This is a genomic window from Variovorax multivorans (assembly GCF_051216835.1).
Classification (GTDB): Bacteria; Pseudomonadota; Gammaproteobacteria; order Burkholderiales; family Burkholderiaceae_C; genus Variovorax.
In genome coordinates this window covers 109847-123349 of the sequence record NZ_JBPJZL010000005.1, presented here as the reverse complement: position 1 = coordinate 123349, position 13503 = coordinate 109847, and the positions used below count along the sequence as shown (strand labels likewise).

The following is a 13503-nucleotide window of genomic DNA, read 5'->3' as shown; positions in this document are numbered from 1 at the left end:
TTGGATGATGAACTTCATTTTTCGCGTCATTCTTCTGCTCCTGGGGCTGGTTTTCGCGGCCAGCCTGGCTGTGGCGGTCATGCTGCTGGCGGCTGTGTGGGGTGTGCGCTACGCTTGGGGGCGTCTCACGGGCAAGCCCGTGACGCCTTGGGTCATGCGCTTCAATCCGCGCTCGGGCTTCGATAAATTTCGTAATGCGGCACAGCCGGCCGAGCCGACCGCCGCCGACGTGGCCAATGCGCGGGCACGCGGCGAATCGGTGGAGCGTCCGGTGCGCATTCGCGGCAGCGCCAGCGACGTGACCGACGTGTCGCCGAAATCGGTCTCGCGCGGCTGAGCCACCGCTATTTCAGGCGCGACAACCCGTCACGCCTTTCACCGTCAGAATCGTCCTCCTGCAGCCGCCGCTGAGTGCGGCTTTTCGCTTTTCATCAGGAGAGACATTCCATGACATCGCGCGACATCTTCGTGGTCGGCACTGCCCGCACCGCCATCGGCACCTTCGGCGGAGCGCTGAAGGACGTGCCCAACACCCACCTGGCCACCACCGCCGTCAAGGCCGCCATCGAGCGCAGCGGCCTCGCGGCCGATGCCATCGGCCACGTGGTGATGGGCAACGTGATTCCCACCGACGTGAAGGACGCGTATCTCAGTCGCGTGGCGGCCATCGACGCGGGCTGCCCCATCGAGACGCCGGCCTTCAACGTCAACCGCCTCTGCGGCTCGGGCCTGCAGGCCATCGTGTCGGCAGCGCAGGCCATTGCGCTGGGCGACTGCGACATCGCCATCGGCGGCGGATCGGAGTCGATGAGCCGCGGCCCGTATTTCGACACCTCGGCGCGCTACGGCGCGCGCATGGGAGACGCGGTGCTCGTCGACTACATGCTGGGCATCCTGCACGACCCGTGGGAGAAGATCCACATGGGCATCACCGCGGAGAACGTGGCTGCCCGCTACGGCATCACGCGCGAGCAGATGGACGAACTGGCCGTGAGCAGCCAGCAGCGCGCGGCAGCCGCCATCGAGGCGGGCCGCTTCAAGGAGCAGATCGTTCCGGTCGAAGTGAAGACGCGCAAGGGCGTCGTGCTGTTCGACACCGATGAGCACGTGCGCGCCGACACCACCGTCGACGCGCTCTCGAAGATGAAGCCTGCGTTCAAGAAGGACGGCCTCGTCACCGCCGGCAACGCCTCGGGCATCAACGACGGCGCTGCCGCCGTGGTGCTGGCAAGCGGCGAAAGCGTCAAGGCGCGGGGCCTGAAGCCACTGGCGCGCCTTGTCGGCTACGCGCACGCCGGTGTCGAGCCCGCATACATGGGCATCGGCCCCGTGCCAGCCACGCGCAAGGTGCTGGAGCGCACCGGTCTGAAGGTGAGCGACTTCGACGTGATCGAGTCGAACGAAGCCTTCGCGGCGCAGGCCTGCGCGGTCATCAAGGAGCTGGGCTTCGACCCGGCCAAGGTGAACCCGAACGGCTCTGGCATTTCGCTGGGCCATCCGGTGGGCGCGACCGGCGCGATCATCACGACGAAGGCGATCGCCGAATTGCACCGCACGGGTGGCCGCTACGCACTGGTCACGATGTGCATCGGCGGCGGGCAGGGCATTGCCGCCGTCTTCGAAAGAGTCTGAGCACATGCTCCGCCCACCCATCCTGATCGATCCCGACGAGGTCGACTTCAGCGCCATCCGGGCGCAGGGTGCGGGCGGGCAGAACGTCAACAAGGTGTCGAGCGCGGTGCACCTGCGCTACGACATCCACGCCAGCTCGCTGCCGGCCGACGTGAAGGAGCGGCTGCTCGCGCTGCGCGACAGCCGCATCACGCAGGAGGGCGTGTTCGTGCTGAAGGCGCAGCAGCACCGCACGCAGGAGATGAACCGTGCCGACGCGCTCGCGCGCCTGCAGGCGGTGATCGACAGCGTGGCCACGCCGCCGCGCGTGCGGCGCGCCACCAAGCCGACCTACGGCTCGAAGCAGCGCCGGCTCGAAGGCAAGAGCCAGCGCGCGCAGATCAAGAACCTGCGCGGGCCGGTGCGGGACTGAGCGCGCCAGCGCCGCCGCGCAGCCGGCGGATCTGCAGGCCGACGCCGATCAGGTACAGCACGAACAGCACGCCGGTGATCGCCTTGAGCTCCGGCGCGTCGGCGTTCGGCAGCAGCGGGGCGCCGAGCGGCAGGCGCGTGAGCGTTTCGGTGAAGGCCGGAATCCAGTGGAACAGGAAGCTGGCCGAAAACGCGATGGCCTCGACATAGCGTGCCGACTTGCCGAAGAGCATGCCTCGGCCCGCGAGCGTGCCCACGGCCAGCGCCAGCAGCGTGATGATGCCCAGCACATGCGGCTTGCCGAAGCCGCCGTGCTGGAAGATGCCGAAGCCCGTGAGGCAAGTGAGCACCGTGGTCCACACGAAGACCTGGCCGAGCCCGGTGCGCATCGTGATCTCTTTGTAGCGGAACAGGGCCAGCAGGCCCGCAACGACGGCGATCAGGCTGATCGCGGTATGAACTGTGCCCAGGGACGTGAGTCCCAGCCATCCTGTAGGTGCCATGCGGATCCCCTCGTTATCGTGGTGCGGCATTCTGGCGCGTTACATCAAATTTGTGGAATCTGGGATGAAATGAGTGCAAAAGGCCCTGCTTTACGGGCCTGAAACATCTCCCAAGCACAATCGTGGTCATGAGAAGGCTCTTTTCGCGCGCCGTGCTGGCCGCGCTCCTGCTGGTGCCGGCCGCGGCGCTCCTGACCGGCTGCGGTCCGGGAGTGGCGGCGCAGCAGACCGCGAGCGCCGCCCCGGCCCCCGAGCTCAAGTGGGAAGAGCTTGTTCCCAAGAGCTGGGACCCGACCAAGCGCTACCGCAACATCAGCCTCGAGGCGCTGCGCGACAACGACCCGCGCGCGATCCAGATGCTCGACGAGATGCGCGCCGTCTGGGATAACGCGCCGGTCAACGTGGCGCTGGACGACAAGCCGGCCAAGCTGGCGGGCTTCGTCGTGCCGCTGGACAGCACGCAGGACGGCATCCGCGAATTCCTGCTGGTGCCGTATTTCGGCGCCTGCATCCACACCCCGCCGCCGCCCGCCAACCAGATCGTGCACGTGATCGCGGCTACCACCGTGAAGGGCCTGCACGCGATGGACACGGTGTACGTCAGCGGCACGTTGAAAGCGGCGCGCTATTCGTCGGTGGACATGGGCGTGAGCGGCTACGAGATCAAGTCGGCCGCGGTCGAGCGCTTCGTGGCCAAGCAGCCGCAGTAAGCCGCGGTAATCGCCGGCCGCGCAGCTCAAGCCATGCGCTGCGACAGGAAGTCCAGGAACGACGTGATGCGCGCCGTCAGCTGCGTGTTGCGGTAGTACACCGCGTTGACCGGCTGGCGCACGTCCGCCGTTTCTTTCGCCAGCACCTGCACCAGCGCGCCGCTCGCGCGGTCGGCACCCGTCATGAAATCAGACAGGCAGACGATGCCTACGCCGGCCAGCGCCAACTGGCGCAGCGTTTCGCCGCTCGACGCCATCAGCGTTGGCGCGATGTTCCATTCGTCGCCATGCACGCCGCGCAGGGGCCAGCGGTTCAGCGACTCGGGCTGGGTGAAGCCCAGCAGCGCGTGCTCGGCCAGGTCGGCCACCTTGCGCGGCTTGCCGTGCGCTTCGAGGTAAGCCGGGCTCGCGAGCACGCGCAGCCGGTGCGTACCCAGTGGCCGCGCATGCAGCGTGGAATCGCGCAGCGGCCCGATGCGGATCGCGATGTCGGTGCGGCGCTCCAGCAGGTCGATGGGCAGGTCGTCGGTGTCGAGTTCGAGGCTGATCTGCGGATAGAGCCTTCGAAACTCCGGCACCAGCGGCACGATGGCATGCAGCATGAAGGGCGAGGCCGCGTTCACGCGCAGGCGCCCGGCGGGCTGCTGGCGGCGCGCGGCCATCTGCTCTTCGGCGTCGTCGATGGCATCGAGGATGGCGCGCGTGCGTTGCAGAAAGGCCGCGCCTTCTTCCGTGAGCTCGAGCCGCCGCGTGGTGCGTCGAAGCAGCGTGGTGTCGAGCTTCTGTTCGAGCCGGCTCAGGGCGCGGCTGATGCCCGAGACCGTTTGCGCCAGTTGCTCGGACGCAGCCGTGATCGAGCCCGTGTCCACCACCGTACGGAACGCGACCAGTTCTTCGATGGTGGTCTTCATGGGCACTGGCGGGTCAGGCTTCGGCTTCCTGCGCCACGGGTATGTCGCCGATGCGCGGCATCAGCGCGGCAAGCGCTTCGCCGTCGGTGCGGTAGCTGAACAGCATCGGCCCCGGGGCCAGCAGGCCGGCGCGCTCCAGCACCTGCATCGCGGGCAGCTTCAGGCCGCTCAGGTGCAGGCGGATGCCCTTGGACTCCATCATCCGGCGGATCGAGCCGAACACCTCGGCTCCGGTGATGTCGATGCGATTGATGGGTTGCGCGAACAGGCACACGTCGGTGAGCTCGGGCCGCTCGGCCAGCGCCACGGTGAGCGCGCGTTCCAGCGTGGAGGCCGAGGCGAAGTCGAGTTCCGCGTCCATGCGCAGCGCGTAGAGCTGCGGCGCCAGCGGCGGCAGCTTCCAGAGGTTGCGATCGCGCAGGCTGCCGTCGGGGTGCAGGCCCACTTCGATGATGCGCGGGTGCAGGTGCCGATACATGTAGTGCGCCAGGGCGGCCAGCAGTCCGCCGAGCACGCCCCAGTAGATGCTCGGCGCAGTCGCGATGGTCAGCACGAAGGTGCCGAAGGCAATGCCCGCCTCGATGCGTGAGATGCGCCACAGCGCCGCGAAGCTCGCCGGCTTCACCAGCCCGAGGATGGCCGTGACCACCACCGCCGCCAGCACCGCCTGCGGCACGTGATACAGCAGCGGCATCAGCCACAGCAGCGCACCGGCCACCACGACCACGCTGAACAGCGTGGCCCAGCCGGTCTGCGCGCCCGCATAGAGCGTGATGGCCGAGCGCGAGAAAGACGAGCTGGTAGGAAACGCACCCGTGAAGCCCGAGGCCAGCTTGGCCAGGCCCTGGCCGATCAGGTCCTGGTTTTCGTTCCACAGCGTGCCGGCACGCGCGTTGTCGACCTTGGCGCTCGACGCGGTTTCAAGAAAGCTCACCAGCGTGATCATCAGCGCCGGCAGCACCAGCGCGCTGAAGGTGCTCACCGGCAACAGGCCGGGCCAGTAGAACGAGGGCAGGCCCGAAGGCAGGCTGCCCACCACTGCGCCGCCGCGCAGCGCGTAGTCGATGACCCAGCTGATGGCGGCGGCGCCGGCCACCAGCGCCATCGTGGTCGGAAAGCGCGGCAGCATGCGCTTGCCCAGCCACAGCACCGCGATGCTGCCGAGCCCGAAGGCAATGGCCACGAGATCGGGCAGCGGCCCGCCCTGCAGCACTTGCGGAATGGTGCGCCCCGTGAAGCCCAGCAGCGCGGGCAATTGCGAGATGGCGATCAGCACCGCTGCGCCCTGCGTGAAGCCGATGAGCACCGGCGAATTGACCAGCCGCAGCAGCCAGCCGAAGCGCCCCGCGCCCAGCACGATCTGGATGGTGCCCGACATCAGCGTGAGCCACACCGCCATTGCCACCCACTCGGCGCTGCCCGCCACCGCCAGCGGCGCGAGCGAGGCGCCGACCAGCAGGCTGGTGAGCGCCGTGGGCCCGACCGACAACCGCTGCGACGAGCTGAACATCACCGCGATCAGCGCCGGGAACAGCGCCGCGTACACGCCCGTGACCAGCGGCATGCCCGCCAGCGCCGCATACGCCACGCCTTGCGGAATGACCATCAGCGCCACGGTGATGCCGGCCATTGCCTCGTTGCGCAGCAGCGCGGCGGAAGGGCGCGGCCAGGCGAGACAGGGAACCCAGCGCGCGAGGCGCTGGCGCAGGGAGGGAGAGGGGGCAGCCGGGGTCATGGAGATTTGCGGGCGCACTGGGGAAAACTGCAGGCACATGCGCGGTGCGCCGCGCGGGAGCGATGTGGAATGCGGGTCGAAGTCAGATCAGTGAGGTCGCGTTCTTGAGAACGTAGTCGCAGGCCTTTTCCTTCACCTTCGACGACAGGCCCTTGAAGTTCAGCGACTTGCCGTCGCCGCCCTGCAGCAGGCCCTTGGCGCCGCTGGCGAAGCCGGTCTCCTGCTTCTTCTGCCCGGTGATCTTGGCGAGCAGCTTGTCTTTCACCGAGGCCGCGTCGCCGCCCAGGTAGTTGTTCTTCACGCAGTACTGCAGCACGCCGGCCGCGTTGCCCATGGTGCTGGAGCCGATGGCGGGCATCTTGAAGCCCAGGTTGCTGCCGAGGCTGCCGAGCGCGGATCCGCCGGCGCTGCCTTGCGAGTTGGAGGAGGCCGCTTCGCCGGCCTTTTCCTTCAATTGGTCGAGCAGGTCGTTGGCTTGCGCCGAGGCGCCTGCCGCGAGCAGCGCCAGGGCGATGAGGGTGGAACGAGCGTGCATGGTGTCCTCCTGTCGGTAAGCGTGATGGAAAGCGGCCACCAGCATACCGGAGACTTCCATGGGCGCACCCCCTCGGTGCACGCCCGCTTGCCTGCTTACTTCGTGCGCGGCGGGCGCTTCTCGAGCAGAGGGGCGCTGGTGCCTTGCACGCCGACCAGGCCGAGTACCGTCACCAGCGAGTTCTGCGCACCCTTCCAGCCGTCGGTCACGTCGATCCACTCGGACAGCGCATGGAAGCCGCCGGTCTTGCCTCCGCCGCCGATGATGATCGCCGGGATGCCCAGCGACATCGGCACATTGGCGTCGGTGCTCGCGCCCGTCAGCAGCGTCTTGTGGCCGAAGGCGCTGTTCGCGCGCGTGGCGGCTTCGACGATGACGGTGTCTGATTGCGTGCGACCGCCCGGACGGTCGCCGATGAGTTTGGTGCTCACGCTCAGCGTGCTCACGTTCCAGCGCTTGTTTTCCTCGACCACGGCTTCGTCGATGGCGGCCAGGATCTTCTTCTCGGTTTCGAGCAGCGGCGCCATTTCGTCGGAGCGGATGTCGACTGCCATGCGCGCGTCCGGCGCGATGGTGTTGACCGAGGTGCCGCCGCCCACGGTGCCGACGGTGAACGTCGTCTTCGGGAAACTCGGCGTGCGGATGTCTGCGATCTTGGCGATGGCGCGGCCCATGCCGTGGATGGCGCTGGGCACCTGGCCGAAGGCTCCGTAGCTGTGGCCGCCCGGGCCCTTGAAAGTCACTTCGTAGCGGTGGCTGCCCGTGCCCAGCATCAGCACCGAGCCGTCTGGCGCGGGCTCCAGGCCGACCATGCCGTCGATGTCGAGGTTGTCGCGGAAGATGGCCTTGATGCCGCGCAGGTTGCCAAGTTCTTCCTCGCCGACATTGCCCACGAACAGCAGGTCGCCCACTGTCTGGACCTTGTTGTCGTTCAGTACCTTGAGCCACGACAGCAGCACCGACAGGCCGCGCGTGTCGTCGGAGATGCCGGGCGCGTAGAGCTTGCCGTCGCGCTCCTTCACCTTCACGTCGGTGCCGGCGGGGAACACGGTGTCGAGGTGGGCCGAGATCAGCAGCTTGGGGCCGTTGCCCGTGCCCTTGCGCAGGCCGACCACGTTGCCTTCGGCGTCGATCTTCGCTTCCGTCAGGCCAAGGGCCTTCATGCGCGCGAGGAAGGCTTCGGCGCGCTTCTGTTCCTTGAAGGGTGGCGCCTCGATCTCGGTAAGCATCTTCAGGTCTTCGACCGAGCGATCGTGGTCGGCCTTGACCGCGTCCAGCAGCTTCTGGATGGAGGGTGAGGCCATCAGCTGTGTGTAGGCCTTGTCCACGTCGGGCCGCACCTGCGTGGGCGTGGCCGCGACGCTGCCGCTCTGGGCGTGCGCGAGGCCGGCGGCCGCGGAGGCCAGGGCAATAACGAGCGGGGCGAGGCGAAGCGACACGGGGCGGGGCATGGTGCGGGGATGTCCTTGTAGGCGAGCAACGCCGACGCGGCGTCTTCAGCGATTCTTACGGCTGTGTTAGCCGAGTGCTCTGGTTTAATCTTCGGCGTCGTCAGTTTTTCTAACAATGCCCACCATGCGCCGCCACATCCCCAGCACCCGCGCGCTGCTGATCTTCGACGCCGTGGCTCGCCACCATGGCGTGGGCAAGGCCGCGGAGGAGTTGTGCCTCACGCACAGCGCGGTGAGCCAGCAGCTGCGGCTGCTGGAAACCCAGATCGGCGTGCGACTGGTGCAGCGCACGGCGCGCGGCACCGAACTCACCGAGGCCGGGCGGCGCTACCACGGGCAGATTTCAGGCGACCTGCTGCGGCTGCAGAACCACACGCTCGAAGCCATGGCACAGCGCACCGACGGCCTGCGCCTGCTGGTGGGTGCGGTGCCGGTGCTGGCCGAGGGCTGGCTGACGCCGCGGCTGCCGGAATTCATCGCGCGGCACCCGGGCTGCAGCCTGCACCTGCAGGTGTTCCCGACGCACCTCTACATGGAAGACATGTCCTTCGATGTGGGCGTGCAGTACGACGACGCGGTGTGGCCCGGCGCGAATGCGCTGCCGTTGATGGGCGAGTCCTGCGTGGTGGTGTGCTCGCCACAGGCAAAGGGGCGAACGGCCATGGCGCGCGGCGATTTCCGCGCAGCGTCGCTGCTGCAACTGCGCACGCGTGTGGGCGCCTGGGAAGAATGGTTTGAGCAGACGACACATGCGCAGCGGCCCGAAAACCTGGTGACGGGGCACCGCTTCGACCTGTTCTCGTCGCTGGTCGCGGCAGTGCGCGCCGACCTGGGCGTGGGGCTGGTGCCCGAGTACTTCGTCGAGCGCGAGTTGCGTTCGGGCGAGCTGGTGCTGGCCTGCCCGCATCGGGCGCCGTCGAGCCGGGGTTACAGCGTGTTCGTGGCGCCGAGCCGTACGGACGATCCGCTGGTCAGCGCTTTCGTGGCCTGGCTGTGCGCGGCGGCCGCGCTGCCAGAGACCTCGCCGGCCTAGGCGCGGCGGAAAAGCAGCACGGAGTTCGTGCCGCCGAAGGCGAACGAGTTGCTGATGGCGGCTTCGAGCGACGGCGCTGCCGCGTCGTCTTGCGTCACGAGGTTCAGCCTGCAGTCTGCGTCGATCTCGCGGCAGTTGGCGTTGGGCGGCAGTTGCCGCTGGTGCAGCGCCAGCACGGTGATTAGCGCTTCGAGCGCGCCCGCCGCGCCCAGCAGGTGGCCATGCAGCGCCTTGGTCGAACTCACGCGCAGCGTGTCGAGCTCGTCGCCCCACACCTCGGCCAGCGCATTGCGCTCGACCACGTCGCCGATGCGCGTGGCCGTGCCGTGGGCGTTGCAATAGCCCACGTCGCGCGGCTGCAGGCCGGCCTGGCGCAGGGCGGTGCGCAGCGCTCGGGCCTGGCCCGGTGCGTCGGGCTTGGTGAGGTGGGTGGCGTCGCTGCTCAGCCCCCAGCCGGCCAGCGTGGCGTAGCTGCGGGCGCCGCGTGCGCGTGCCCGCTCGGCGGATTCGAGGATCAGGAAGGCTGCGCCTTCGCCGAGCGCAAAGCCGCTACGGTCGGTTGCGAAAGGCCGCACCGCGCCGGCCGCTTCGCCGGGCTGGAAGGTGGCCAGCGTCTGCATGGCCTGCCAGGCCACGACCACGCCCGGCACGATCAGCGCTTCGCTGCCGCCGGCAATGGCGATGTCGACCTCGCCGCGCTGCACGGCCTTGGCCGCTTCGGCAATCGCGGCCGAAGAAGAAGCGCAGGCGACCGAGTAGGTGAGCACCGGGCCCTGAACACCCTGGCGCATCGCCACGTGGGCGGCCGGCGCGTTGGGCATGAAGGCGGGAATGGTGAGCGGCGACACGCGACCATTGCCGCGGTAGGCCGCTTCGAGCGCTGCGGCGCCACCCATGCCGCAGCCGGCAAAGACGCCCACGCGCTCCGGGTCAGCGTCGGCAACGGCCAGGCCCGCGTCGCGCATCGCCATGTCGGCGGCGGCCACGGCCAGCTGGCTCACGCGGTCGACGCCCGCGAGCTGCAGCTTGGTGAACCAGCGGGTTTCGTCGAAGGCCACGGTGGCCGCGGCGGCTGGCTTAGGCAGATCCGCAAAGATGGGCTGGATGGCCGATCGGCCATCCAGCAGGGCCTGGAACAACGCGTCGGGCTCGCCGCCGTGCGGCGCCATGACACCCAGTCCGGTGACGGCGACCTCGTGGTTCACGCGACTTTCGCGGCTCGTACCTTGTCGACCAGCAGCGCGAGTTCGGCCAGGGTGTCGATGCTCGCGTCCTCGTCGGGCATGGTGATGCCGAAGTGGTCTTCGATGGCGAACAGAAACTCGGCGAGGGCCAGCGAATCGAGTCCGCCGGTTTCCCGCATCGAGGCGTGGGGGTCGAGCTTCGACGGTTCGATGCCGTACTTCTCGTGGATCAGGTCCTGCAATTCCTTCAGCGAACTCATCGTGCAATGCCTGTCGTCATGTGCCGTTGATCGATTGCCACCGTGTGGTGGTTGCCATTGAATCGATCCCTTCCTCGTCGGCCAGTGGTGAGTGTGGTCAGTGATTGCAGATGATATCCGCTCCGACCCGAGGGGCATCTCCTCGCTAACGCGCCCCCGGGCGCCAGCGCAACGAGGGTAGTGCGAAGGCCATACCCAGCAGCGCGCCGGCCACCACGTCCAGCACCACGTGCTGCTTGACCGCCAGCGTCGAATAAGCGATGGCGGCGAACCAGGCCCAGTTCAGCACGCGCCACAGGGCCGGCGTGCGCGCCTCGCGCAGCACATGTTCGACGCGGATGGCGGTGAAGATGGCCACGGCCACGTGCATCGAGGGGCAGGCGTTGCCCGCCGCGTCCACGCCCTGCAGCATCGCGAAACCGGGGTAGCCGGTGCCGTCGATGGCCATAGGGGGTATCTGGGTCGGCCAGAAGTAGAAGAGGCTCAGGCCGGTGATGCACAGCCCCCCGATCCACAGCCCGTAGACCACCAGCTCGCGAAACGTGAGCTGCAGCCCCGGCGCGATGCCCACGTACACCCAGAGCGAGAGATACGCGCCCAGCGTGTAGGGCTGGAACGGAATCAGGTGGTCCAGCGGCGTCAGCGGCATCACCGCCACCGGAAAGGCCGGGTTGCGCAGCAGGTGGAAGTAGCCGATGAAGAACAGCCAAGTGAAGACGGTGGTGCCGACCGCTTTCAGCAGGAAATGGCGGCGCACGCGCAACCAGATCTCGGCAGTCCACGTCGGGGGCCGGGCGTCGGGCGCTATGTGCAGGGGGATCGGTGAGTGCATGGTGTTGTCGGTCGCCGATCTTGCCAGAGCACCATGAAGCATCCCCCGCGATGCCCCGCTGCATCAGGGGGCGGCGGGCCGCTTGCGGTGCTGGAACGAAGTGGGCGAGCGGCCCGTGGCGGCCTTGAACATCGCGCAGAACGCGCTGTCGGTGGCATAGCCGCTGGCGGCCGCCACCTGGCTCACCGCCATGCCGCGCGCCAGCAACGGCAGCGCATGCGCCATCACGGCCTGCTGGCGCCATTGCTGCCAACTCATGCCGAGCTGGTCGCGGAACAGGCGCGCCACCGTGCGCTCGCTGGCACCGATGGTGGCGGCGCGCTCGGCCAGCGTGGCGCGGTCAGCCGGGTTGCGCAGCAGCGCCTCGCAGAGCTGGCGCAGGCGCTTGTCGGTGGGTAGCGGCACGTCGATGCGGATCTGCGTGGCGCGCTCGACCTCGTCGACCAGCAGCGGCGCGATCATGCGTTCGCGCTGCGGCGCGTGCGGATCGGTCGGTGGCAGGCCGTCGGGCGTGGTGTCGAGCGCGAGCATCAGCGCACGCAGCAGCGGGCTGATCTCCAGCACTTCGCACTTTTCCCAGGTGGGTGCGATCCAGGCGTGCAGGTAGACCGTGCGCAGTTCGGCGTCTTCGATCAGCGTGATGCTGTGCGGCATGTTGGCCGGCACCCAGAGCGCGCGCGAGGGCGGCACGATGTAGCTGCCGTCCTGTGTGCTCAAACGGATCACGCCGCGCGTGGAAAAAGTGAGCTGCGGCCACGGGTGCTCGTGCAGTTCGACCAGCGTGTCCGCGCTGAGAAAGTGCTCCTTGGCGCGCAGCGGGCGCACCGCGTCGGGGGCGTAGAGGTGCGGCGTGAGGGAGGCAACGCTGGTGATCGGGGCGGGGAGCGCGCCGCGCGGCCTGGCGGGCGCGGCGCTCCTGGAAGTGGGTGAGGCGGCGCTTGGCATGGTTTCGACAAATGTTGTCGCTGTATCGCCATTCTGCCGCGTCCCCGGCGCATAGCATCGGTGCCTGCCCCGTTTTTTTGTAGCAATCCATGTCTTCCACTTCGTCCGCGAGCGCTGGTTCTCCTCCTCACAACAACACCTTGCGCACCGACGCCAAGCTGATCGGGCTGGTCGGCCTGGCTCATGCGGTCAGCCATTTCAGCCAGCTCATCCTGGCGCCGCTGTTCCCGTGGCTGAAGGACGCGTTCAACGTGAGCTATGTGGAGCTGGGCGCGGTGCTCACGGTGTTCTTCGTGGTCTCGTGCATCGTGCAGGCGGCCTCGGGCTTCATCGTCGACAAGCTGGGCCCGCGGCCGGTGCTGTTCGTCGGACTCGGGGCGCTGGGGCTGGCGGCTTTCGGCTATGCCGCGGCGCAGAGCTACTGGATGCTGCTGTTGTGCGCGGTGGTCGGCGGCATCGGCAATGGGGTGTTCCATCCGGTGGACTACACGCTGTTCAACCGCAAGGTCGCGCCGACGCGGCTGGGCCATGCCTACAGCGTGCATGGCATCACCGGCAGCCTGGGCTGGGCGCTGGCGCCAGCCTTCGTGGTGCCGATCGCAATCGCTTTCTCGTGGCGTGTGGCGCTGGCTTCGGCGGGCGTGGTGGCGCTCGTGGTGCTGCTGGTGCTGTGGGCGTACCGCAGCGTGCTGTCGCTCGACGCGGCGGCCGTGCACAAGGCGACGGGGCAGGGCGAGCCTGCGCCCGTCGGCGGCGAATTCGACTTCTTGCGCATTCCGGCCGTGTGGATGTGCTTCGGTTTCTTCTTCTTCTATGCCGCGGTGATCAGCGTGGTGCAGACCTTCGCGCCGGTGGCCGCGGGGCAACTGCATGCGGTGCCGGTGGCGCTGGTGGCGGTGTGCCTCACGGTCTACATGGTGGCGAGCGCCGCGGGCATGGTGGTGGGGGGCTTCCTGGCTTCCGATCCGACGCGCTGCGAGCGCATCGTGGGCGCGGGTTTTGGCATTGCGGCCGCGCTGGCGCTGGTGCTGGCGTTCGCGAGCTTTCCGCCGGTCGTGGTGCCGGTGCTGTTCGGGGCCATGGGTTTTGTCTCGGGTGTCGCCGGGCCGTCGCGCGATCTGCTGGTGAAGAAGTCGACGCCGCCCAATGCGACCGGGCGCGTGTACGGCGTGGTGTATGCGGGGCTCGACATCGGACAGGCCTTGGCGCCGCTGGTGTTCGGTCGGCTGATGGACCACGGGCAGTACACGAGCGTGATCGTGGGCCTGGCGCTGGTGCAGGGCGTGCTGATCGCCAGTGCATTCAACGTGCGTCGTGTGCGGCGCACGGCGCTGGTGCCTGCGTCGGCCTGAGTCCCTTCT

15 protein-coding genes are annotated in these 13503 nt (G+C 68.3%); 6 read left to right on the top strand and 9 right to left on the bottom strand.

Annotated features, from left to right (window positions below; translation table 11 throughout):
* The first annotated feature begins 7 nt into the window (after nucleotides 1–7).
* The 3 genes from ACSFCA_RS13900 (at nucleotide 8) to arfB (ending at nucleotide 2044) form a co-directional block, all read left to right on the top strand.
* Complete coding sequence (locus ACSFCA_RS13900; protein WP_256216808.1) at nucleotides 8–337, top strand: hypothetical protein; 330 nt, start codon at nucleotides 8–10, stop codon at nucleotides 335–337.
* 110 nt (nucleotides 338–447) lie between these two features.
* Nucleotides 448–1632 (top strand): acetyl-CoA C-acyltransferase family protein, encoded by a 1185-nt coding sequence (locus tag ACSFCA_RS13895; RefSeq protein ID WP_435459896.1) that lies wholly within the window; start codon nucleotides 448–450, stop codon nucleotides 1630–1632.
* Between the two features lie 4 nt (nucleotides 1633–1636).
* Nucleotides 1637–2044, top strand: coding sequence for an alternative ribosome rescue aminoacyl-tRNA hydrolase ArfB (arfB, locus tag ACSFCA_RS13890; protein ID WP_093177098.1), 408 nt, complete (start codon nucleotides 1637–1639; stop codon nucleotides 2042–2044).
* On the opposite strand, the gene ACSFCA_RS13885 is transcribed toward arfB, so the two are convergent.
* Nucleotides 2013–2546, bottom strand: a complete 534-nt coding sequence (locus ACSFCA_RS13885) for a hypothetical protein (RefSeq protein ID WP_435459895.1) — start codon at nucleotides 2544–2546, stop codon at nucleotides 2013–2015. The genes arfB and ACSFCA_RS13885 overlap by 32 nt on opposite strands.
* 128 nt (nucleotides 2547–2674) lie before the next feature.
* On the opposite strand from ACSFCA_RS13885, the gene ACSFCA_RS13880 reads away from it, so the two are divergent.
* Nucleotides 2675–3256: a DUF3299 domain-containing protein gene (locus ACSFCA_RS13880; RefSeq protein ID WP_258353978.1), complete on the top strand. Its 582-nt coding sequence runs from the start codon at nucleotides 2675–2677 to the stop codon at nucleotides 3254–3256.
* A 26-nt stretch (nucleotides 3257–3282) separates the two neighbouring features.
* Here the strand turns inward: ACSFCA_RS13880 and ACSFCA_RS13875 are convergent, their stop codons facing one another.
* The 4 genes from ACSFCA_RS13875 to ACSFCA_RS13860 all read right to left on the bottom strand — a co-directional run bounded on the left by ACSFCA_RS13875 (nucleotide 3283) and on the right by ACSFCA_RS13860 (nucleotide 7888).
* The gene (locus ACSFCA_RS13875; protein WP_093051019.1) at nucleotides 3283–4167 is read right to left on the bottom strand and encodes a LysR substrate-binding domain-containing protein; all 885 of its coding nucleotides are present in this window, start codon (nucleotides 4165–4167) and stop codon (nucleotides 3283–3285) included.
* Between the two features lie 13 nt (nucleotides 4168–4180).
* Nucleotides 4181–5902, bottom strand: a complete 1722-nt coding sequence (locus ACSFCA_RS13870; RefSeq protein ID WP_258353979.1) for a SulP family inorganic anion transporter — start codon at nucleotides 5900–5902, stop codon at nucleotides 4181–4183.
* An 82-nt stretch (nucleotides 5903–5984) separates the two neighbouring features.
* Nucleotides 5985–6437: a DUF2501 domain-containing protein gene (locus ACSFCA_RS13865; RefSeq protein WP_258353980.1), complete on the bottom strand. Its 453-nt coding sequence runs from the start codon at nucleotides 6435–6437 to the stop codon at nucleotides 5985–5987.
* A gap of 95 nt (nucleotides 6438–6532) precedes the next feature.
* A complete protein-coding gene (locus ACSFCA_RS13860) occupies nucleotides 6533–7888 on the bottom strand; it encodes a M20/M25/M40 family metallo-hydrolase (RefSeq protein WP_435459894.1) in 1356 nt (451 codons plus the stop codon).
* A 124-nt stretch (nucleotides 7889–8012) separates the two neighbouring features.
* Between ACSFCA_RS13860 and ACSFCA_RS13855 the strand changes: the two genes are divergently transcribed.
* A complete protein-coding gene (locus tag ACSFCA_RS13855) occupies nucleotides 8013–8921 on the top strand; it encodes a LysR substrate-binding domain-containing protein (protein WP_258353982.1) in 909 nt (302 codons plus the stop codon).
* On the opposite strand, the gene ACSFCA_RS13850 is transcribed toward ACSFCA_RS13855, so the two are convergent.
* The 4 genes from ACSFCA_RS13850 to ACSFCA_RS13835 all read right to left on the bottom strand — a co-directional run bounded on the left by ACSFCA_RS13850 (nucleotide 8918) and on the right by ACSFCA_RS13835 (nucleotide 12142).
* Nucleotides 8918–10126 carry a beta-ketoacyl-[acyl-carrier-protein] synthase family protein gene (locus ACSFCA_RS13850; protein ID WP_258353983.1) on the bottom strand — a complete coding sequence of 403 codons (1209 nt, stop codon included), beginning with the start codon at nucleotides 10124–10126 and terminating at the stop codon, nucleotides 8918–8920. The two genes, ACSFCA_RS13855 and ACSFCA_RS13850, sit on opposite strands and share 4 nt — an antisense overlap.
* Nucleotides 10123–10365, bottom strand: a complete 243-nt coding sequence (locus ACSFCA_RS13845; protein WP_093050999.1) for an acyl carrier protein — start codon at nucleotides 10363–10365, stop codon at nucleotides 10123–10125. The genes ACSFCA_RS13850 and ACSFCA_RS13845 overlap by 4 nt, the downstream gene beginning before the upstream one ends.
* A 145-nt stretch (nucleotides 10366–10510) precedes the next feature.
* On the bottom strand, nucleotides 10511–11197 hold the full coding sequence (locus ACSFCA_RS13840; protein ID WP_435459893.1) for a phosphatase PAP2 family protein: 687 nt from the start codon (nucleotides 11195–11197) through the stop codon (nucleotides 10511–10513).
* A 63-nt stretch (nucleotides 11198–11260) separates the two neighbouring features.
* Nucleotides 11261–12142, bottom strand: a complete 882-nt coding sequence (locus tag ACSFCA_RS13835) for an AraC family transcriptional regulator (RefSeq protein ID WP_435459892.1) — start codon at nucleotides 12140–12142, stop codon at nucleotides 11261–11263.
* An 89-nt stretch (nucleotides 12143–12231) separates the two neighbouring features.
* Between ACSFCA_RS13835 and ACSFCA_RS13830 the strand changes: the two genes are divergently transcribed.
* Entirely contained in the window at nucleotides 12232–13494 is a 1263-nt protein-coding gene (locus ACSFCA_RS13830) for an MFS transporter (protein ID WP_435459891.1), read from the top strand.
* Nucleotides 13495–13503: the final 9 nt, after the last annotated feature.